At 39.5% G+C, this 21153-nt stretch carries 19 protein-coding genes and 1 pseudogene; 15 read left to right on the top strand and 5 right to left on the bottom strand.

All coding sequences use genetic code 11. From position 1 onward, the window contains the following. Positions 1 to 55: 55 nt before the first annotated feature. From H4J69_RS10920 to H4J69_RS10910, 3 genes are read left to right on the top strand one after another with little or no spacing between them, the layout of a single operon-like run. Positions 56 to 646: a PepSY-associated TM helix domain-containing protein gene (locus H4J69_RS10920; protein ID WP_182244380.1), complete on the top strand. Its 591-nt coding sequence runs from the start codon at positions 56 to 58 to the stop codon at positions 644 to 646. Positions 647 to 699: 53 nt separating this feature from the next. Then, a complete protein-coding gene (locus H4J69_RS10915; RefSeq protein ID WP_182214554.1) occupies positions 700 to 1218 on the top strand; it encodes a DUF2271 domain-containing protein in 519 nt (172 codons plus the stop codon). 52 nt (positions 1219 to 1270) lie between these two features. After that, positions 1271 to 2077, top strand: a complete 807-nt coding sequence (locus H4J69_RS10910; protein ID WP_182230333.1) for a DUF4198 domain-containing protein — start codon at positions 1271 to 1273, stop codon at positions 2075 to 2077. A gap of 1 nt (position 2078) precedes the next feature. Here H4J69_RS10910 and waaA read toward each other — a convergent pair whose 3' ends face one another. Further along, the gene (gene waaA / locus H4J69_RS10905) at positions 2079 to 3371 is read right to left on the bottom strand and encodes a lipid IV(A) 3-deoxy-D-manno-octulosonic acid transferase (RefSeq protein WP_182244379.1); all 1293 of its coding nucleotides are present in this window, start codon (positions 3369 to 3371) and stop codon (positions 2079 to 2081) included. A 173-nt stretch (positions 3372 to 3544) separates the two neighbouring features. On the opposite strand from waaA, the gene H4J69_RS10900 reads away from it, so the two are divergent. Further along, positions 3545 to 4327, top strand: a complete 783-nt coding sequence (locus H4J69_RS10900) for a serine aminopeptidase domain-containing protein (protein WP_182244378.1) — start codon at positions 3545 to 3547, stop codon at positions 4325 to 4327. Between the two features lie 14 nt (positions 4328 to 4341). Here H4J69_RS10900 and H4J69_RS10895 read toward each other — a convergent pair whose 3' ends face one another. Then, a complete protein-coding gene (locus H4J69_RS10895) occupies positions 4342 to 4773 on the bottom strand; it encodes an Lrp/AsnC family transcriptional regulator (RefSeq protein ID WP_404842490.1) in 432 nt (143 codons plus the stop codon). 175 nt (positions 4774 to 4948) lie between these two features. On the opposite strand from H4J69_RS10895, the gene H4J69_RS10890 reads away from it, so the two are divergent. The 8 genes from H4J69_RS10890 to recG all read left to right on the top strand — a co-directional run bounded on the left by H4J69_RS10890 (position 4949) and on the right by recG (position 14169). Beyond that, on the top strand, positions 4949 to 6160 hold the full coding sequence (locus H4J69_RS10890) for a glycine C-acetyltransferase (protein WP_182214561.1): 1212 nt from the start codon (positions 4949 to 4951) through the stop codon (positions 6158 to 6160). Between the two features lie 22 nt (positions 6161 to 6182). After that, a complete protein-coding gene (gene tdh / locus H4J69_RS10885) occupies positions 6183 to 7211 on the top strand; it encodes an L-threonine 3-dehydrogenase (protein ID WP_070375404.1) in 1029 nt (342 codons plus the stop codon). A 175-nt stretch (positions 7212 to 7386) separates the two neighbouring features. After that, complete coding sequence (gene gmk / locus H4J69_RS10880; RefSeq protein WP_182175052.1) at positions 7387 to 8013, top strand: guanylate kinase; 627 nt, start codon at positions 7387 to 7389, stop codon at positions 8011 to 8013. A gap of 105 nt (positions 8014 to 8118) precedes the next feature. Then, on the top strand, positions 8119 to 8403 hold the full coding sequence (rpoZ, locus tag H4J69_RS10875; RefSeq protein WP_070375402.1) for a DNA-directed RNA polymerase subunit omega: 285 nt from the start codon (positions 8119 to 8121) through the stop codon (positions 8401 to 8403). A 170-nt stretch (positions 8404 to 8573) separates the two neighbouring features. After that, positions 8574 to 10691, top strand: a complete 2118-nt coding sequence (spoT, locus tag H4J69_RS10870; RefSeq protein ID WP_070375401.1) for a bifunctional GTP diphosphokinase/guanosine-3',5'-bis pyrophosphate 3'-pyrophosphohydrolase — start codon at positions 8574 to 8576, stop codon at positions 10689 to 10691. 38 nt (positions 10692 to 10729) lie between these two features. Continuing rightward, positions 10730 to 11119 carry a RidA family protein gene (locus tag H4J69_RS10865; protein ID WP_070375400.1) on the top strand — a complete coding sequence of 130 codons (390 nt, stop codon included), beginning with the start codon at positions 10730 to 10732 and terminating at the stop codon, positions 11117 to 11119. A 165-nt stretch (positions 11120 to 11284) separates the two neighbouring features. Then, positions 11285 to 11992 carry a tRNA (guanosine(18)-2'-O)-methyltransferase TrmH gene (gene trmH / locus H4J69_RS10860; RefSeq protein WP_182221356.1) on the top strand — a complete coding sequence of 236 codons (708 nt, stop codon included), beginning with the start codon at positions 11285 to 11287 and terminating at the stop codon, positions 11990 to 11992. Between the two features lie 86 nt (positions 11993 to 12078). Then, positions 12079 to 14169, top strand: a complete 2091-nt coding sequence (recG, locus tag H4J69_RS10855) for an ATP-dependent DNA helicase RecG (RefSeq protein WP_182214574.1) — start codon at positions 12079 to 12081, stop codon at positions 14167 to 14169. A 49-nt stretch (positions 14170 to 14218) separates the two neighbouring features. On the opposite strand, the gene H4J69_RS10850 is transcribed toward recG, so the two are convergent. Beyond that, positions 14219 to 16840, bottom strand: coding sequence for an immune inhibitor A domain-containing protein (locus tag H4J69_RS10850; protein WP_182244377.1), 2622 nt, complete (start codon positions 16838 to 16840; stop codon positions 14219 to 14221). A 21-nt stretch (positions 16841 to 16861) separates the two neighbouring features. Further along, the gene (locus tag H4J69_RS10845; protein ID WP_182244376.1) at positions 16862 to 17137 is read right to left on the bottom strand and encodes a hypothetical protein; all 276 of its coding nucleotides are present in this window, start codon (positions 17135 to 17137) and stop codon (positions 16862 to 16864) included. Positions 17138 to 17310: 173 nt separating this feature from the next. Between H4J69_RS10845 and ubiE the strand changes: the two genes are divergently transcribed. Genes ubiE through ubiB form a run of 3 tightly spaced genes read left to right on the top strand, consistent with a single transcriptional unit; the run spans position 17311 to position 20324 of the window. After that, positions 17311 to 18102, top strand: a complete 792-nt coding sequence (gene ubiE / locus H4J69_RS10840) for a bifunctional demethylmenaquinone methyltransferase/2-methoxy-6-polyprenyl-1,4-benzoquinol methylase UbiE (protein WP_070375394.1) — start codon at positions 17311 to 17313, stop codon at positions 18100 to 18102. 2 nt (positions 18103 to 18104) lie between these two features. Beyond that, a complete protein-coding gene (locus H4J69_RS10835; RefSeq protein ID WP_182244375.1) occupies positions 18105 to 18743 on the top strand; it encodes an SCP2 domain-containing protein in 639 nt (212 codons plus the stop codon). A gap of 15 nt (positions 18744 to 18758) precedes the next feature. Further along, a complete protein-coding gene (gene ubiB / locus H4J69_RS10830) occupies positions 18759 to 20324 on the top strand; it encodes a ubiquinone biosynthesis regulatory protein kinase UbiB (protein ID WP_182244374.1) in 1566 nt (521 codons plus the stop codon). Positions 20325 to 20878: 554 nt separating this feature from the next. Here ubiB and H4J69_RS10825 read toward each other — a convergent pair. Continuing rightward, positions 20879 to 21153 (bottom strand): annotated as a pseudogene (locus H4J69_RS10825) (transposase); the annotation flags it as partial.

Genomic DNA, 21153 nt, shown 5'->3' with positions numbered 1-21153 from the left:
GGTAACAAATAGTTATTTGTTACCCATTAATAAATTAAAGACCCTGACACCTGCTATGCAAATAAATAAAAGTACCTTAAGTTTTTCTCGTCTGATTCATGTCTATGTGTCGATGGCATTGTTGAGCTTACTGCTCTTTTTTTCAGTAACCGGCATTACCCTCAATCATCCCGAATGGTTTCGTGACAGCAAAGCTGACATTGTAGAAAGAGCATTAATGATTGATTTGTCTATGATTAAAAATCCGCCGTTAACACCACTACAAATTGTTAATGTTTCGACAGCTATTGAGCAAAAATTGTCGGTATCGTTAAACAACACGATCCTCGAAAGTAGCCAGGACGAATTATTTTTCAGTATAAAACGGGCAGGAAAAAATACCGCTATTACCCTCGATTTAGTCAGTGGAGAGTTGTTTTTTGAAGAAACTGACTACGGTTGGTGGGCGCTAATGAACGATTTACATAAGGGAAGAAATACCAGTGTTTTTTGGGGGTGGATTATTGATATAACCAGTTTACTTTGCATCCTATTTGCCCTAAGTGGCTTTATTTTAGCCATGCCACAAAGACGATTTAATCGTACCTTAACGGTAAGTTTAACCGTGACTGTCGCCATGATTTCTACCGCTATCTGGTGGATTTAAATCAATTAGCATGAACAACGCTCTCTACTTGAGTGAGCACAAAAGGAATTTATATGAAGATAAACAAAATCGGGTTATCACTTATTTTATTAAGCTTGATAAATTTTAATGCCGTTGCCAATCCGAGCAACTCAGCGCCAGCACAATTAGAGCTTGAACTGACTTTAAAGCAGCAACTCGGCGAGTATCATCCGCCCTATGTTGCGAGCTGGATTGAAAACTCACAAGGAAAACCAGTACGTACCTTATTACTTTGGCGAGAAAAAACGAAATGGTTAAAGGACATTCGACGATGGTGGCGTAAGGTCGGTAAAAAAGATGCTGACTTTGTTGATGGTATAACTTCTGCGACTCGCGCAGCAGGCAAATATCCTCTGACTTTCTTGGCCGAAGATGATCAGAAAAAGTCACTAATAAAAGGACAATATACTTTATTTATTGAAGTAGTCAGAGAAAACGGTGGACGAGCCATTTTGCGCCAACCATTTGTATTAAATAACATAAAATCAACATTTACTTTAGCGGCAAGCCATGAAACTGATGAAATAAAATTCACTGTGCTACCGAAATAAACGTATTCATCCCCTTAACTCAAAAACGTAAACACTAGACTTGGAATATAAAATGACTTTAAAAAAAATAATCGCGTTCACCTTAACCTGTGCCATTAGTACACAAGCTTTCGCTCATTCTCGCTGGGTTTTACCAAGCCACTTTAATTTGTCTGCTGAACAAGGCGAATGGATAATGGTTGATATAACTGCATCAAATGAAACCTTTAATGTTGATAAAGCTATGGGGGCAGATTTAGTGAGAATTATTACCCCTAATGGCAAGCCATCAAGAGCGTCGTCAAGCTATAAAGGCCATAGAAAAAGTGTCATTGATTACTTCTTAAAAGATCCTGGGACCTATAAAATCACCAATAACAGTGAGGCTAGCTTTATCACCTCTTATACTATCGACGGCGAGCATAAAAGACTATCAGCTAATAAGACAGAACTAGCCGGCAAATTACCAACCGAAGCTACAGCGATCAAAACCACTTATCGTTATGCAAGAATAGAGAGTTATGTCACTTTAAATGCACCGAGTGATAACTTTAAAACCGAAGGTAAATTATTAGAATTGCTACCGGTTACTCATCCATCAGATATTGCTGAAAATGAAAAAGTGACTTTCAAATTTTTATTTAATGGTAAGGCACAAAAAGATGTTGCCGTAGAAATTACCGCCGACGGCGCACGTTACCGCAATAACCCGCAAACGTTAACTTTGCTCTCAAATGAAAAAGGTGAAATTACCTTCACACCGAACGCTGCAGGTCGATATTTATTAGTTGCTGAGCACAAAGAAGACACACCAAACTCTCCTTTGGCGGACCAGCAAATGGGCAGTGTATTTTTAACATTTGAAGCACAACTTAATTAAACTAAAGTAACGTCAATAATTGTTTTACACTTCGGGCACTAGCTCCTTGGTTTTGTGTTACCACGCGGTAAGCATTTTCTCCCAATGTTTGCTGCGTTTTTTCTGATAACAAAATATCAGCAATGATTTTACTTAGTTCATCAGTCATCTTCGCACTGTCTTGGTCAGTGAGCTGAACAATGCCTTTTTCAGCAACGAGTTGCTGCATAACCTCAACAAAATTACTCATATTAGGGCCAACGACAATCGGTTTTTTAAATAGCGCAGGTTCAAGGGGATTATGCCCACCGATATCCGAAAAACTGCCCCCCATAGTTACAACGCTAGCTAAAGCACACGTCGGTAACAGCTCCCCTAAACTATCGAGTAACCAAACTTGTTTATCACGAGTTACTTTTTCTTGAGTGCTGCGACGGGCAATATTATAACCTTGCGCTACACATAATGATGCGACATCATTAAAGCGCTCTGGATGGCGCGGTACAATAATGAGTAGTAATTGTGGCAAGCTTTTTAGTAATTCAGCAAACGCATTTAACGCAAGACTTTCATCCCCTTTATGAGTGCTAGCAACAACCCAGATTAATCGTTCGGTTACCACAAATTCAGCCAGCTCTTGCCGCTTATCTTTTATTGTTTGATTAACACTGATGTCAAACTTCACATTTCCAGAAACCTTGCAGCGAGCAGCATCGGCACCTAAGGCTAAAAAGTGCTCATAGTTCACTTGGCTTTGACATAACACTTTATCAAAACGGTTAATTGTCGGTGTGATTAACCAAGCTAGCTTGCGATAATTGTTCATCGATTTTTGTGATAAGCGGCCATTAATCAATAACAATTTTATTCCTTGATCTGCACTTTGCGCGATTAAGTTTGGCCACAACTCAGTTTCCATAAAAACCATCGCCTGTGGTTTCAATTTATTTAAAAATGCTGCCACACAAAAGGTACTATCTAGGGGTAAATAACAATGTTGAACACGTTCCCCAAACAATTTTTTAACTTGCTCTGAACCCGTTGGAGTAAAAGTAGTGACAGTGACAACACGATGAGGTTTTGTTTCTAGCAGTTGGCTGATAAAACTCTTTAGAGCAATAACTTCACCGACACTCGCCGCATGAACGATAATGCCACCCGCTTTAAATTCTCGAGGTAAAAAACCCAAACGTTCGCTGATTCGTTGTCGATAAGCTTTTTGTTTTACTGAGCGAAACTGAAGTAACAACCAAACGATCGGGAGTAAGCAAAGAAAAACAAGTCGATATAACATTAAAGATAATTGATAACGCACAGAAAAAACTCTTTAGTTGTTGATAAACGCAGTATAGCGACTTAAGCAAACAATAAAAATACCCAAAGCCGATGGAGTTTGTTATCGTCGTGATATTAAAGGAACTAAAATAGTAGTGCAGGAAAATGAGCAAATTTCATTTCATCAAGAACATATTCAACCATGGGTTCGCCATGGTCAGCATTATACTACTAGCGCCTTTATTATCCGCACAAGAATATGAAGAACCAACATATAATCAAGTAGATGTTAGCCAAGTAAATAAAAAAGATACGCCGCAAAAAGTAAAGTTTCTCGCTGACGACGATTTTGTCTTATCGGCTAATTATTATCTCGGAGACGCGCTTGGTGGCGGTGTATTATTACTCCATGACTGCTCCCACAGTAGCGAAAGCTATAATGTACTGGGTGAATTACTAGCCGAGCAAGGTATTAATGCACTAGCCATTGACTTTAGAGGCTATGGCGCAAGCGAATCTGAAGATTTTTCTCACCAAACGATAAAATACCAAGTAAAAGATATTGTTAGCTACCAAGCTGAAGTTGCCATGCTGACCTCGTATTGGGAAAAAGATGTTCTGGCGGCTTATAATTATTTGCGCAGTAAAATTGGCGAGCAACAACCTATCTCACTGGTTGCCAGCGGTTGCTCAGTCAATGAAGCGGTACGCTTAGCAGAAAAAATTCGCATTAATAGCTTTGTTATACTTTCGCCGATTATGGATCATATGGAAAAAGAGCATTATAAAAACTTAATTGATATTCCTGCTTATTTCGTCAGTTCAGCGCATCATGCCGATAGTTTTTTAACCGCCCAAGAGCTATTTTCATGGAATGGCGACCGTCACTCTACCAGCCAAATTTTTCAAGGCGTTGACCAAGGGCATAACTTATTACGCCGCAATAAGTACCTAGCAATCAACCTGACTTCATGGCTAAACACCACTTTGAACTGATCAGTAAATACGCTTTATTTTTCAAAAACAGTATCTAGGATAATAGAAGAGTTTGTCCGTTCGACCCCTTCTAGCGAACAAACTATATTAAGAATTTCATTTAACTTTTTTAATGTTTGTGCCTGAATGGTCGCTAACAAATCATATTGACCGCTAATAGAGTAGATATGACTAATATTGTGTATTTTTCTTAACGCGATACAAATATTTCGCCTAAGATTAGGATTTACTTTTAGTGATACATTTGCCGAAATTAACTGATTACTATATTCACTACCTAAAACAATACTGTAGGCTTTTATTACACCACTATTTTCTAACTTAGTTAGACGATTTTGTATCGCTGTGCGAGATACGCCAGTCGCTCTAGCAATGTCAGAAACACTTGCTCGGGCGTTGCATCGTAAAATAGCGAGTAGCTCTTCATCTTTTTCTGTAATCATCATTTATACCCGTCAACCATTAATAAAACCAATTAGACACTAACAATAGTCATTTTGATAGTGTCACATGTCAATTTAACTAATCAAATAACCATAAAATTAACTAGTGTCACTTTTTTCAATCTTCGTCTAGGATAATAATACTATTATTATCCAAACCTATTAATAAGGAATTGTTGTGAACGACTCTTCAAACAACGCAAGTTTTTATGCACATTTAAATGATCAAATTGAGCAAGTTAAAGAAGACGGTTTATATAAAGCCGAACGTGTTATTACCACAGCACAACAACCGAACATTGCAGTAGCTAGTGGTGAAGCGGTAGTCAACTTTTGTGCTAACAATTACTTAGGTTTGGCTAATCATCCTGAGCTTATCGCCGCAGCAAAAGCAGGCTTAGACGAGCATGGTTTTGGTATGGCATCGGTACGCTTTATTTGTGGTACCCAAGATATTCACAAAACACTAGAAGCAAAATTAAGTCACTTTTTAGGCATGGAAGATACTATCCTTTATTCTTCATGTTTTGATGCTAATGCCGGATTATTTGAAACCTTATTGGGCGCCGAAGATGCGATTATCAGTGACTCATTAAACCATGCTTCAATTATTGATGGTGTGCGTTTATGTAAAGCAAAACGTTACCGTTACGCTAACAATGACGCCAGCGATTTAGAACAACAACTCATTGCAGCTGATGCCGCTGGTGCACGTTTTAAATTAATTGCTACCGATGGCGTATTTTCGATGGACGGCGTTATCGCTAACTTAAAAGCAGTGTGTGATTTAGCTGATAAATATAATGCTTTAGTGATGGTTGATGACTCGCACGCTGTCGGGTTTGTCGGTGAAGAAGGCCGAGGTAGCCACGAATATTGTGATGTAATGGGCCGTGTTGATATTATAACCGGCACACTAGGTAAAGCTATGGGTGGCGCTTCAGGTGGTTACACCTCAGGTAAAAAAGAAACGATTGAATGGTTACGTCAACGTTCACGTCCTTACTTATTTTCTAATTCGTTAGCACCCGCTATTGTTAATGCGTCAATTACTGTGATTGATTTATTAGCCGAGGGTGGCAAATTACGTAAAACATTAAAAGATAATGCCCGTTACTTTCGCACGAATATGGAAGCTGCTGGTTTTACCTGTGCGGGCGCTGATCACGCGATTATCCCAGTGATGTTAGGCGACGCAAAAGTAGCTAGTGAAATGGCGAGCCGCTTATTAGCGGAAGGTATCTACGTGATTGGCTTTTCATTCCCAGTAGTCCCTAAAGGGCAAGCACGTATTCGAACTCAAATCTCAGCCGCTCATACCCAAGAGCAACTTGATAAAGCCATTTCTGCCTTTATTCGTATTGGCAAAGCAATGAACATTATTGGTTAAGGCTAGGATTAAAGGAAATATCATGAAAGCATTAGCAAAGTTAAAAGCCGAACCCGGCATTTGGATGACTGAGAGTGAAAAACCACAACTTGGTCATAATGATTTATTAATTAAAATTAAAAAAACCGCTATTTGTGGCACCGACATTCATATTTACAACTGGGACGAATGGGCACAAAAAACCATTCCCGTTCCTATGGTAGTCGGGCATGAGTATGCGGGCGAAGTGGTCGGTATTGGTCAAGAAGTCAAAGGCTTTGCTTTAGGTGACCGGGTGTCTGGCGAAGGGCATATTACCTGTGGTCATTGCCGAAATTGTCGCGGTGGTCGTACACATTTATGCCGAAATACTGTCGGTGTCGGTGTTAACCGAGAAGGCTCATTTGCTGAATATTTAGTGATCCCTGCTTATAATGCGTTTAAATTACCCGATGAAATATCTGACGATTTAGCTGCGATATTCGACCCTTTTGGCAATGCTGTTCATACGGCTTTGTCTTTTGATTTGGTCGGTGAAGATGTACTTATTACTGGCGCAGGTCCTATTGGCATTATGGCAGCAGCCGTCGCTAAACATGTAGGTGCGCGCCATGTTGTTATTACTGACATTAATGAATATCGCTTAGATTTGGCCCGAAAAATGGGCGCCACTCGAGCGGTTAATGTCAGTAAAGAAAGTTTAACTGATGTGATGACCGAACTAGGGATGACTGAAGGCTTTGACGTTGGCATGGAAATGTCGGGCGTACCTATGGCCTTTAAAGCTATGTTAGAAAACATGAATAACGGCGGCAAAATCGCTATGCTCGGTATTCCTGGTCAAGATATGGCCATTGATTGGAGCCAAGTTATTTTTAAAGGCTTAACAATTAAAGGTATTTACGGTCGTGAAATGTTTGAGACTTGGTACAAAATGGCGAGCTTAATTCAGTCAGGTTTAGACTTATCACCGATTATTACTCATCATTTTGATATTGATGATTTTCAAAAAGGCTTTGATACCATGCGTTCAGGCCTTTCTGGTAAAGTTATCTTAAACTGGGAAAGTTAAACCTTTTGGTTTAATCAACTGACCTGTTAATGAAAATATAAAGCCAGCTAAAAAGCTGGCTTTTTTATTAACAATGCTGCTCTTGCTATCGGTAAGCAAGTTTAGAGATGAAATACCCCATCAATTCGTTATAATAAACATTATTTATTTTTCACCTCTTTTATAAGGCAATATTGTGACAACTCCCGGTAATTTATTTATTCTTTCCGCACCTAGCGGTGCAGGAAAATCTAGTTTAATTAAAGCCTTATTATCTCAAGAGTCGGCAAGACCGATGCAAGTGTCAGTTTCTCACACCACACGAGCACCTCGTCCGGGTGAAAATAACGCTGAACATTACCATTTTATTAATGTTGAGCAATTTCAAAAGCAGATTAAACAAAATGAGTTTTATGAGTATGCTGAAGTTTTTGGTAACTATTATGGCACCTCAGCATCGGCGATAGATAAACAACTTGCACAAGGTATTGATGTTTTTCTTGATATCGACTGGCAAGGCGCCAAGCAAGTACGGATAAAACAACCCAGTGTCACCACAATTTTTATTAGTCCGCCTTCAAAAGCAGAACTTGAAAACCGTTTAAAAAAACGCGGACAAGATAGCGATGCCACCATTAAATCTCGTATGGCACAAGCAAAAGCAGAATGCTCGCACTACACTGAGTTTGACTACATTATTGTTAATAACGACTTTACTCAGGCGCTAAGCGACTTAACCACCATCGTTAATAACCAACGCCTAAAATGTCAGCAACAAGCGATAACGCATCAGTTGATGTTCGATGAATTATTAAAAGACTAATATTTCTACTGTATTTTCACCTAGTATAGGTATATACCTTGCTTAATCGCCTGTAGCTCAGTAAACTACGGCACTATTTTATAAATTTTAAGTTGGAGTGACCAAATGGCTCGCGTAACTGTTGAAGGTGCTGTAGAAAAAGTAGGCAATCGTTTTGACTTGGTGTTAATCGCATCACGTCGTGCTCGTCAAATTGCCACAGGTGGTAAAGATCCTTTAGTTGACCCTGAAAATGACAAGCCTACCGTTATAGCTTTACGTGAAATTGAAGCCGGTTTAATCACTACTGAAGTAATGAACAATAGCGACCGTCATGAACAAGTTCAGCAAGACTCTGCAGAACTTGCTGCTGTTGCAGCCATTGTTGGTGGCGCTCAGCCACAGCTATAAAATCTTTTGTCGCCTTATAGCGACGAGATATAAACTAAACGCGTAATCATTGTTAATGATACGCGTTTTTTATTGTCAGTATTTAACGAATAACGTATTGTGTTATGCTGACTCAAAGCTTTGACTGGCGGTAATAAGACCGTTCAGCTTAATCATCAAGGATTCAATGCGTGTACCTTTTTGAACCATTAAAAGAACTTGTTTCAAGCTATCTTTCTAAAGTACAAATTGACTTATTAAAGCAAGCTTACCTTGTTGCGCGTGAAGCGCATGAAGGACAAATGCGTTCAAGCGGTGAGCCTTATATTACTCATCCGGTAGCCGTTGCTTTAAACCTAGCAAAAATGCACCTTGACCATGAAACCTTAATGGCGGCATTACTCCATGATGTTATTGAGGATACTCCGGTAACTAAAGACGAATTAGCCGAATTATTTGGCTATACCGTTGCTGAGTTAGTTGAGGGTGTCAGTAAGCTTGATAAATTAAAGTTTGATAACAAAGAAGAGATGCAAGCGGAAAACTTCCGTAAAATGATACTTGCCATGGTGCAAGACATACGCGTAATTCTGATTAAACTTGCCGACCGCACACACAACATGCGCACGCTCGAATCTTTACGTCCAGATAAACGTCGACGTATTGCCCGTGAAACATTAGAAATTTACGCCCCCATTGCTAACCGTTTGGGTATTCACGATATTAAAAGTGAATTAGAAGTTTTAGGTTTTGAAGCCCTTTACCCGATGCGCGCACGTGCGTTAAAGTCAGCGGTAAAAAAAGCCCGTGGTAATCGCAAAGAAATTATTAATAACATTCAAGAAGAAATTGCGGCTCGTCTTAAAGAAAGTGGGATTGAAGCGCAAGTTATTGGCCGAGAAAAGCACCTTTATTCTATCTATCGTAAAATGCTCAATAAAGAATTAATGTTCAATGAAGTCATGGACATTTACGCTTTTCGTGTCATCGTAGAGAATAAGATCGATAATTGTTACCGAACACTTGGCGCTGTGCATAACTTATTCAAACCAATTGAAAGCCGCTTTAAAGATTATATCGCTATTCCCAAAACAAATGGTTATCAATCGCTGCATACTTCACTGATTGGTCCACATGGCATCCCTGTTGAAATTCAAATTCGTACACAAGATATGGATCAAATGGCAGACAAAGGGGTAGCCGCTCACTGGTTGTACAAACAAGACGGCGACAAGAGTGGCACCACAGCTCAAATGAAAGCTCGTCGTTGGATGCAAAGTTTATTAGAATTACAACAAAGTGCTGGTAGTTCATTTGAATTTATTGAGAACGTAAAGTCAGACTTATTTCCTGAAGAAATTTATGTATTTACCCCAGACGGACGTATTATTGAATTGCCGATGGGCGCAACTGCTGTCGATTTTGCTTATGCTGTTCACACTGATGTTGGTAATTCATGTGTCGGGGTTAAGGTCGATCGTAAACCTTATCCACTAAGTCGAGCTATTGATTCAGGGCAAACCATTGAAGTTATAACTTCTTCTGCCGCTCGACCGAATGCCACTTGGTTAAACTTTGTTGTTACTGCTAAAGCACGCTTACAAATTCGTACTTATTTACGTTCACAAGAGCAAACAGAATCTTATGGTTTAGGACGACGTTTATTAAGTCATGCCTTAGGTAAAGTCCATATCGAAGACATTGACCAAGCAAAAATTGATCAGGTTGTTAAGGAGACCGGTAATACCAGTCTTGATGGCCTACTCGTCAATATTGGCTTAGGTAATGCGTTAAGCATAGGTATTGCTAGACGATTAACCGATGAATTTACTATAGATAGTGCAGAAAGTGGCTTCGCCGATCCAAACAGTAAAACCAAAATGCCAATCAAAGGCAGCGAAGGTATGTTGGTCAGTTACGGAAAATGTTGCCGTCCTATTCCAGGAGACGCTATATTAGCTTACTTGAGTCCTGGTAAAGGTTTAATGGTGCATCAACAAGGTTGTCGTAACATTAAAAACCATGAACAAGGTAGCTTATTTCCAGTAAAATGGGACAGTGATATTAACCGAGACTTCATTGCAAAATTACGTATTGAAATAATGAATCATCAAGGTGCACTCGCCGCATTGACCAATGTTATTGCTAAGTGTGAATCCAATGTTCATGCGCTAAATTCTGGTGAAAAAGACTCGGGACTATATGCGATTGACATGGAGATAACCTGTCGTGACCGCGTTCATTTAGCCGATATTATTCGAAAAATAAAAGTGATGATTGATGTTCAGCGTGTTGTGCGCAATAAGTAGTCAATCGTCTTTAACAAAATTACCATGTAGGAATTACTATGAAAACAATTATCAGTACAGATAACGCACCCAGTGCAATCGGCACATACAGCCAAGCGGTAAAAGTTAATAATACCGTTTACCTTTCAGGTCAGATCCCTCTTATTCCAGAGACGATGACTGTTGTTTCTGAAGACTTTACCGAGCAAACTAATCAGGTATTTAAGAACTTAGTTGCGGTATGTGAAGCCGCAGGCGGTAATATTAACGATATGGTGAAGGTAAACATTTTCATGATGGATCTCGCCAACTTTGCAACAGTAAACGAAGTAATGAGCCAATATTTTCAACAACCCTACCCAGCACGCGCTGCGGTACAAGTTTCTCGTTTACCCAAAGACGTATTAATTGAAATAGATGGCGTGATGGAATTACCTAACGTCGGCTAATTTTCGCTGTTAACTGTAAAGTATATTTTCCCTCCTTAAATTTAATGGTTGCACCTAACCGTTAGATTTAAGAGCAAATCGTCAAAAATATGTAAGCAATCTCGTATAAAAAATTTGTTTAGCGATTTTTAGATGATGAACCATAAAGTGTAGATGTGAAGTGTAATGACTCCTGAAAGATTAAAAAGAATAAACGCGATGCTCGATAAACGCCAACCAGATTTAACTGTTTGTATGGAAGGTGTTCATAAGTCACATAACCTTGCCGCAGTTGTTCGCACCGCCGATGCTGTTGGCGTTAGTGATGTACATGCCATCTGGAAAAGTGATGAAATGGAAGTACGTGGCGGCAGTGCTGCGGGAAGTCAAAACTGGATTGATGTGCACAACTACACGACAACTAAAGATGCTATTGATGAATTAAAAAAGCAAGGCATGCAAATTTTAGTGACCAACCTTTCTGATAGCGCTGTAGATTTTCGTGAGATAGATTACACCAAACCAACGGCTATTATTTTAGGCCAAGAAAAGTTTGGTGCTTCAGATATTGCACTTGCAATGGCCGATCAAGATATTGTTATTCCTATGGTTGGCATGGTGCAATCGTTAAACGTTTCTGTCGCCTCTTCTGTGGTTTTGTATGAAGCGCAACGTCAGCGTCAATTAGCTGGAATGTATGACACCGCTCGAATTGATGATAATCGCCGTCAGCGTTTCTTATTTGAAGGTGGACATCCTATATTTGCCGAGGCATGCAAACGTAAGGGATTACCTTATCCTGTGATTGATGAAGAGGGACAAATCATTGCCTCTGAATCATGGTGGGAACAGATGCAAATGACTCAAGCGGCTTGGAAAGCATTAGATAATTAATCGACAGCATTGCTGAAATTTTATAGCTAAGCCCTTAAATATGCCGTTTAGGTGATTTGACTATATGATAAAAGGACAATAACTTAGTGTCAAAAGGGCTAGCCAAACTCGCACAAATAGCCATCACCAGCTTAAAAGGTGTTGGTCCAAGCATGGCAGAAAAACTTGAAAAAGTTGGCTTGCGCTCACTACAAGATTTACTTTTTCATTTACCCAATCGTTATGAAGACCGGACTCGTGTTACCGCAATACGAGACTGTTTCCCTGGCGTTTTCACTAATATTATTGGTGAAATCACCGGTAGCCAAATCATTAATGGCAAGGGACGTATGTTACTGGTTACCGTTCAAGATGCTTCAGGAACCGTAAACTTACGTTTTTTTCGCTTTAGCGCTGCACAAAAAAATAGCTTAGCATTAGGGCTGAACATTCGCTGTTATGGTGAAATTAAACGTGGCGCTCGTGGTTTTGAAATAATTCATCCTGAGTATAAATCCCTTGATGAAGACCAAGCTTTAACCGAGGTAGAAGAAACACTAACCCCTGTTTACCCAACGACTGAAGGCTTACGACAAATAACTTTACGTAACTTAACCGAGCAAGCGTTAATTAGATTAGAACGAGGCCAAGTTGAAGAGTTATTACCTGAGGAGTTTAATTTGCAAAATTATTCTCTTGCGCAAGCTTTGGCGCTTATTCATCGTCCGCCCCCTGAAACGTCAGTAATACAGTTGGAAGAGGGTAAGCATCCAGCACAGTTACGATTAATAAAAGAAGAATTATTGGCGCATAATTTAAGTATGCTGAAATTACGCCAGTCTAGTGATGCTCATCGTTCAATATCTTTAATCGATGATAAAGTACTCAGTGATAAGTTTTTAGCCTCATTACCTTTTTCACCCACCAATGCTCAAGTAAGAGTGGTACAAGAAATTCGTCAGGACCTGATGAAAACTCAGCCAATGATGCGCTTAGTACAAGGTGATGTGGGTTCAGGAAAAACCTTAGTTGCGGCACTTGCGGCACTCACTGCTATCAGTAAAGGCTTTCAGGTTGCCTTAATGGCGCCAACAGAAATATTAGCAGAACAACATGCCCTTAATTTTAAAAACTGGTTTGAACCGCTTGATATCAGCGTCGGCTGGCTAGCTGGAAAAACGAAGGCAAAAGCAAGACGTAGCGCACTAGAGCATATCGAAAATGGTAGTATGCAGATGATTGTCGGTACCCATGCTTTATTTCAAGATAAAGTTATCTTTCATAATTTAACACTGATTATTATTGATGAACAACATCGCTTTGGTGTACATCAGCGTTTATCACTGCGCGAGAAAGGCGCTTTTGAGGGTAATTATCCGCATCAATTGATTATGACAGCAACTCCGATCCCTCGCACGTTAGCCATGACTGCCTATGCCGATTTAGACACCTCTATTATTGATGAACTTCCCCCAGGAAGAACCCCGATAAATACCATCGCCTTACCTGACACACGCCGTGAAGATGTAGTTGAACGCATTCGAAAAGGCTGTGTAGAAGACAATCGACAAGCTTATTGGGTGTGTACATTAATTGAAGAGTCTGAAGTATTACAATGCCAAGCAGCAGAAGATACGGCGGTGTATTTACAAGAGCAACTAACAGAATTAAAAATTGGTTTGATACACGGAAGAATGAAAGCCGCTGAAAAACAGTCAGTAATGGAAACGTTTAAAAAAGGCGAACTAGACTTATTGGTGGCGACAACCGTTATTGAGGTCGGTGTTGATGTCCCCAATTCCAGCTTAATGGTCATTGAAAACCCTGAACGGTTAGGCTTGGCGCAACTCCATCAGCTACGTGGTCGTGTAGGAAGAGGGACAGTCGCTTCACATTGTGTCTTAATGTATAAAAGCCCACTCTCTAAAACCGCAACCAAACGCTTAGCGGTATTACGTGAAAGTAATGACGGCTTTGTTATCGCACAAAAAGACTTAGAAATACGAGGTCCAGGTGAATTTTTAGGTACCAAGCAAACGGGTCTCGCCGATCTAAAAATAGCAGACTTGCTCAGAGATGCGCATTTAATTCCAGAAGTACAGCAACATGCTTATCTTATTTGGAAAAAACACCCACAAAATGCCCAAGCGATTATTCAGCGTTGGATGGGCGATCGCGAATACTTTACCAATGCTTAAGCTGCTTTATATAGAAATAAAACAACTAAGCAAAAACGAAAAGCCTAAATTACTTTCTTATTATTCTCAATAAACACAAACTCAAAAATAAACCAAAGCTTATTGCTCCTCCACCTGAGGTTTTCACTTTTGCTGGTGCTGTAACAACAACAGCAGGTGCTTTACTAACCGTGATGCTCTTGGTCGTTTTAACGCTAAGGCCTGTGCTATCCATTACCGTTAATTCAACACTATAGGTACCAGCCTGAGAAAAAGTGTGATTAGGGTTTTGTATGTTGCTGGTACTATTATCATCAAAATCCCAAGCATAACTATATTGTGAATCGCCCCCTACTGGCATTGAAGTAAAAGTCACCACTAAATCATTCGCTGAATGAGAAAATGAAACGCTTAAATCGGACGCTTCCGAAGAGCTTGAAAGTGTTACGGTTGCCGAAGTACTATCAGAGCTTTGCAAGTCGACCTTCATGCTAAAGTCGAGTTTGGGTAGGATAACACCAGACTCAGGTTGACTTGGCGAAGAGTAATCATTGGAATCGCTAAAGAAACTCTTTGCAACATTATGCACATCACCGTTAAAAGGTTGTTGGTCGTATAAACTAAATGCCGCGTCGTGTATCTGATATGCCGAATTTCTGTTACTGCCATTAGACGCCTTTACTAAGTTTTGATCCGCATCAACCACACCGATAAATAACTGGCCAGCATGCTCGTCTACCTTATTATCAGCAATATTTTCATTACGATACCAAAGCAAAACGCCCGCATCATAGCCGATATTTTTTAAGCGACTATCAACACTGGTATGACTGCGTAATTGAACATAATAGTAATGGGGTAAACCGGCAATTTTATCAGCTAAACGGCTAAAGCCCGCAAGTGTAGCTTGATTTTCTACTTCGCCATCGATAGCAAAGATCTCACTCGCACCATTGAATACTTTGATTTCATCTGCGACAAAGCCATAACCCCCTTCCGCTTGATCGGTAACATAATTAATTTTAATGACAACACTTTGTCCAGCAAAGCTAGCAAGATCAAAGGTTAAATCAGTCCATTTTAAATCACCTTCTGCATTGGCAATATCCGCTGAATTTCCGCTGATATATTCACCTATGCTGGGGTAATATGGATTGCTATTTTGGCTGTGATTTCCCTTAATCACGGTGTCGTTTACTAATACCTGCAGGTAATCATAGTCTTGTTCTATTTCCCAGCGCGCTTTCATCGACAATGTCGGGGTACCTGCTGGCAGGTCGACTGAGAACGACATACTGTTTTCCAACATATCACCCTTATTAGAATAAAATTGATATTCTCCCGCGTAAGCTGCTGGAAAATCTAATACAGAGGGCGGTAAGTTCACCTTAATCTGGTTAACCGCAGTATGATCAACGGTACTAACCAAGGAGATACTCTCATTGTTTAATGTCGCAAAATCAACTTGCCGTTGAGTTATCCAGTTGCCTTGATAACGCTCCTGTAGATAATCACGGGCCAAAGGACTAAAAGCAGATGGGCGAGTTCCTGCTGGAGAGCCCAGCCAAGTACCAGAAGCCATAACTGACCATTCTGAAACGGGCGCCCCAATATCACTACTATCGATATCATATTCGTCAAGTAAACCTAAATCATGACCAAATTCATGGACAACAACGCCCGGAGCCGCATCAATCGGATTAATGGTATAACCAAACGCTTTTATCTCAGAGCCAGGAATAGTGGCTGGTTGATCACCCGCATCATTGAGCACAAAACTTCGATGTGACCAAATAGCATCTTCGGCTAAATTACCACCACCGGCTTCCTCACCGATACTCGCATGGAAAAGCATAATATGATCAATAATACCGTCAGGTTCATTAACATTTCCGTCTCCGTCAAAATCAAATAAATCAGTTTTGTCGTAAGGGGATAAATCTAAACCATTAGCAACAAGTTGTGTAACTGCTTCAACAACAAGCGCCTTAACATTTTGATCATTTTCGGTTTCTTCGTCGTTACTACCATAATAACTGGCATTATTCTCTGCAGTCACCCAGCCCTTAACTTGGCCGGTAAAAAAGAATTTCTGACCAGACTCATGTTGATAATATTGATAAGCCGATTCAATATTTTGTCCTGATGGACCATCAAATCCACTCGTAGAAAATAAGAGCTCATTATAATGAGCAGGCGAATAATTCGCATAAAACATATCGGTATCATTCGCTGACAAACCATTATCGTTATGCTTTAAATCATTAAAATCGATCAGTATCGCTAAAATATTAACCGTGGTTTCAACGTCAGTATCCGCTGTTTCTTGTAATAAATAATGGGCTATTTGCGTTTTTTTCAATTGACTATTGAAGCCCATCTTTTCACGGCGTTCTCCACTACTAAAACGTTCAGCGGCTACCACTTTTTTTGATAAGGCCTGAGGCAAAACTTTAGGTTGAAATGACTTTTTTATCAGATAGTTAGACAGTGCTTGTTTTTTTTGTTGGTCAGTGGCGTTTATTGACAATTCGCCTCTTTTTTCTAACCAATAGAGAATACGCTCTTTGTTAATAACACCAGCATCTGCTGGTGCACTTTTTGAAAAACGTTTTATATCATCAATATTTTCTGCTCGTAAAGGCAGCTGACTTATCAAGACCAACAAAGCTAATAGATAGGGTATCTTCATGAGTTTTCCTTGTGTAACTTGTTATTTAGCACAGTTTTTCAAAGCCGCGTTTTTCTTACGAATATAGTTATTAACTGCATGCTCTATTTCTTCATTAGATAATGAGCCATCAATTTTACCATTGGCAATTAACCGCTCTTTTAACTTTTGCGTGTTCTTAAGTGGTGGTATCGTTGACTGACGACAAACAATTTTTTTTATAATAACTTGTTCGCTGCTATTTTTAGCGGTTAGTGGTGCTGATGTTTGCTGACACCCCAGTAATAAAGTCATCACGACCCCTAAATAAAATTTCATAACATCGCCGTATATAACAATAATAATAACCATAATACAGCATATTAATTAGTGGATAAAGTTTAACCAGCACAGTCCATTTAATAAAAAACCCCACCACTTGATTTCAAGTGTTAATAATTGCGAAAAAATACGGTAAACTGTCAGTAATTTTAGTGATAAGTGAATGTTAGATGGCCGCTCAACAAGATAATCATCAAGAAAATGGATCAAATTCTTCAAGTGACAACACCACACATTTTGGCTTTCAAACGGTAGATAAAAACGAGAAAGAGTCAAAGGTTGCCAGTGTATTTCACTCTGTCGCCGCGCAATATGATGTGATGAATGACCTAATGTCTTTTGGTATTCATCGCCTTTGGAAACGCTTCACCATAGATGCTAGTGGCGTACGTCCTGGTAACAAAGTACTAGATTTAGCCGGTGGTACTGGCGATTTAACCGCAAAATTTTCACAGCTAGTTGGTCGTGAAGGTAAGGTTATTCTTGCTGATATTAATAGCTCTATGCTCAATGTTGGTCGAGATAAGTTACGTGACAAAGGTTTAGTACAAAATATTGAATACGTACAAGCCAATGCACAATACTTACCCTTTGAAGACAATACCTTTGATATTGTCACCATAGCTTTTGGTTTACGTAACGTTACGGACAAAGATATGGCGCTAAGGTCTATTTACCGCGTATTAAAACCCGGTGGTCGTTTATTGGTGCTAGAGTTTTCAAAACCAGAACATCAGTTAATCAGTAAGGCTTACGACTTTTATTCTTTTAATATTCTTCCTAAAATGGGCGAATTAGTGGCTAAAGATGGTGATAGCTATCAATATTTAGCCGAGTCTATTCGCATGCACCCTGATCAAGAAACATTAAAAGAAATGATGGATTCGGCGGGTTTTGAACAGACAAGTTTCAAAAACCTTACCGGTGGTGTTGTTGCTCTGCACAAAGGGTATAAATTTTAATCGTGACAAACTTCAGTAGTCAGTTAATGTTTCAACAAACGCTTTGTTCAACCGTAGAGTTTGCCTTTAATCAGGCACTCGCAATCAGTGTTAAGGGTGCCAGTGTTTTGCAGACCTTAGAACAAAAAACATTGACCATTTTATTATCTGAGTTAGGTTTTCCACTAAGTTTCTCTGTTAATAACAACAAAGTGTTAGTGACTGGCCTAACTGAACGTAGCGACTGTACAATAAATACGAGTATAAAAACCTTACGTGAACTAAAGAAAGAGCAACAAATTACAGAGTTAATCAAGCAAGAGAAACTTGATGTTCAAGGTGACATTAAAGTTGCTCAACAGTTTGCTAATATTGCCCAATCATTAGATATCGATTGGCAAAGCGAAATTGCTCAACATATTGGTGATATTCCTACTTATAAGTTGTCGCAGTTAAGTAAGCGCTGGGCGAAAAAAATTAATTTTGCCACACAACAGATACAAGCCGACGCCAGCGAATGGCTAGTGCATGAAAAACGCTTAGTGGTTACAGCCAGTCAACTCGGTAATTTTAGTGAACAGGTTACTGAAATAACTAAGCAAACAAATACAGTAGCGGAACGTATTCAGCGACTTGCTGAAAAAATAACTCCCTTAACTTAATTCTCAAGGAACATTGTGAGCAGTTTACGACTTTATCGCATCATTAAAACATTTCTTCAATTTGGTCTTGATGAACTGATCCCAAGCCATATGATACCTTGGTATGCAAAATTCATTCGCTTTACATTATTCTGGTTACGTAATAAACACCAAGATAAGCCTTCAGCCTTGCGACTTCGCCTAGCGATTGAATCTTTAGGTCCGGTGTTTGTAAAGTTTGGCCAGATGTTGTCAACCCGTCGTGACTTACTTCCTGAAGATTTTGCCAACGAACTGGCATTGCTGCAAGATCAAGTACCTGCTTTTGATGGTGAATTAGCCAAAGCTATTGTTTTAGAAGCCATAGGTGAAGAAACATTTAATCAGCATTTTAGTGATTTTAATAGTAAACCTCTTGCTTCGGCGTCAATTGCCCAAGTGCATACAGCCACCTTGCTGCAAGACGGACAACCTTTTGAAGTAGTCCTTAAAGTTTTACGTCCCAACATTACTGAGACAATTTTAGCTGACGTAAAAGTCATGTCGCTATTTGCGGGTGTTGTCGCTAAATTTTTACCTGATGGTAAACGACTACGCCCAAAAGAGGTCGTTAATGAATACCGAAAAACGATTGTTGACGAACTAGATCTCAACCGTGAAGCCGCGAATGCAACCTTATTAAAGCACAATTTTTCCCAGGGTAATGCCAGCGATAGCGTATTATATGTACCCAAGGTTTATAGTGATTTTAGCCATGAAAACGTAATGGTTATGGAACGTATTTATGGTATTGGCGTTGGAGAGATAGCGACACTTCAAGGGCTTGGTGTAGACATGAAATTACTTGCTGAACGTGGGGTTGAAGTGTTTTTTACCCAAGTATTTCGTGACAGCTTTTTTCATGCTGATATGCATCCAGGCAATGTTTTTGTCGATGCAACAAACCCTGCTGATCCAACATGGATAGCGATAGATTGTGGTATCTGTGGTACGTTAAACCGTGAAGATAAACGCTACTTGGCCGAAAATTTTGTCGCGTTTTTTAATAGAGATTATCGGAAAGTTGCCGAGCTTCATGTCGACTCTGGCTGGGTACCAAGCGAGACCAGTGTTGATGAGTTTGAATTTGCTATTCGCACTGTTTGCGAACCGATATTCAACAAACCCTTATCAGAAATATCTTTTGGGCAAGTGCTGGTAAGCCTTTTTAACACCGCCAGACGATTCAATATGGAAGTACAACCACAACTGGTTTTATTACAGAAAACCTTACTCTATATCGAAGGCTTAGGCCGACAACTATACCCACAACTCGACTTATGGCAAACCGCTAAACCTTTCTTAGAGAATTGGGTAAAACAGCAAATGGGTGTTAAAGCCGTATTTAAAAAGATAAAAGAGAATCTGCCTTTTTGGAATGAAAAACTGCCTGAAATGCCAGACTTGCTTTATGATTATTTAAAAACGACCCAAGTAACCCGTCAAAAGCAAATGCACTTATTCACTGAATTAAAAGCGCAGCAACACAAAAATCATAAAGTTATTATTGGTACTTTGCTTTTTAGTACCTTATGTATTTGTGCAGCCATTATATTTCACTAATACCTGCTTCAACTGTCTGAGTAGATATCAGTAATGAGGTTATCTAACATTAATCTAAGCTGAGATAATTACTTCAGGAGATATCCGTTTGAGGACTAAATCTAAGTTGACGTTATCGGCTTGAGACGAAATAAATTTTTTGAGACGACAAAGCATTATTATTTTGTGCCTGTTTGAGGTCATAACTACTAGTGTTCTAAAGGACGCTAACCGACATTAACGATCACTCTGCGCACATTCCTGACGTTACCTACTGATTATTCTTTAAGTCAACTGATAGCCAAAGCGGACATTATTTTTTTGTTGAATCATGGTTATATCCATAAAATTATTATGCCACCCATAAATTATTATGCCAGCCATGATAATGCTACACAATAATAATGCTCTGAAACACGGCTATCCATTGGCCAACAACAAGGCATGTACTTCATCTTGTAAGCCTTTGTATATCGACTTTTATATGTTTTGATTAAATGAATGAATTTCAGGCAAGCTTTACTTCTCCCCCAAGGTAGCTGTATTTTTCTTGCTGTTTTTGCATGTAGTTAAGTTTACGCGCTATTCAAACAAGCTTGGGCATTTGTTTTACCGTGTGCTCGCTTTAACCCCACGTGCTCAGTAAATTCAGACAAATGCTCTGCGGTGCCGACCGCGCCCGTGAATATACCTTCAAAGTTTGTGGTGAGTTTGAGCCAACTTTTATCGCTGATGTGAAGTCTTGACAGTATATTTGCGGTTTTGTTATCGATAGCGCCTCGTTTGTCTGCTCTTATTACGCGACCTGTTTCATCTACAAGGGTTAAATAGTCCTTCAAGCTAAAGCGGA

Source organism: Colwellia sp. BRX10-9 (assembly GCF_014077405.1).
Taxonomy (GTDB): domain Bacteria; phylum Pseudomonadota; class Gammaproteobacteria; order Enterobacterales; family Alteromonadaceae; genus Colwellia_A.
This window is presented reverse-complemented; position numbering and strand designations above follow the sequence as displayed.

What these genes read in the sequence shown, in the direction of transcription:
- H4J69_RS10920 (WP_182244380.1), top strand. Translation starts at nt 56, where the DNA reads ATGCAAATAAATAAAAGTACCTTAAGTTTTTCTCGTCTGATTCATGTC.
- H4J69_RS10915 (WP_182214554.1), top strand. Translation starts at nt 700, where the DNA reads ATGAAGATAAACAAAATCGGGTTATCACTTATTTTATTAAGCTTGATA.
- H4J69_RS10910 (WP_182230333.1), top strand. Translation starts at nt 1,271, where the DNA reads ATGACTTTAAAAAAAATAATCGCGTTCACCTTAACCTGTGCCATTAGT.
- H4J69_RS10900 (WP_182244378.1), top strand. Translation starts at nt 3,545, where the DNA reads ATGGTCAGCATTATACTACTAGCGCCTTTATTATCCGCACAAGAATAT.
- H4J69_RS10895 (WP_404842490.1), bottom strand. Translation starts at nt 4,773, where the DNA reads ATGATGATTACAGAAAAAGATGAAGAGCTACTCGCTATTTTACGATGC.
- tdh (WP_070375404.1), top strand. Translation starts at nt 6,183, where the DNA reads ATGAAAGCATTAGCAAAGTTAAAAGCCGAACCCGGCATTTGGATGACT.
- rpoZ (WP_070375402.1), top strand. Translation starts at nt 8,119, where the DNA reads ATGGCTCGCGTAACTGTTGAAGGTGCTGTAGAAAAAGTAGGCAATCGT.
- H4J69_RS10865 (WP_070375400.1), top strand. Translation starts at nt 10,730, where the DNA reads ATGAAAACAATTATCAGTACAGATAACGCACCCAGTGCAATCGGCACA.
- trmH (WP_182221356.1), top strand. Translation starts at nt 11,285, where the DNA reads ATGACTCCTGAAAGATTAAAAAGAATAAACGCGATGCTCGATAAACGC.
- H4J69_RS10850 (WP_182244377.1), bottom strand. Translation starts at nt 16,840, where the DNA reads ATGAAGATACCCTATCTATTAGCTTTGTTGGTCTTGATAAGTCAGCTG.
- H4J69_RS10845 (WP_182244376.1), bottom strand. Translation starts at nt 17,137, where the DNA reads ATGAAATTTTATTTAGGGGTCGTGATGACTTTATTACTGGGGTGTCAG.
- ubiE (WP_070375394.1), top strand. Translation starts at nt 17,311, where the DNA reads ATGGCCGCTCAACAAGATAATCATCAAGAAAATGGATCAAATTCTTCA.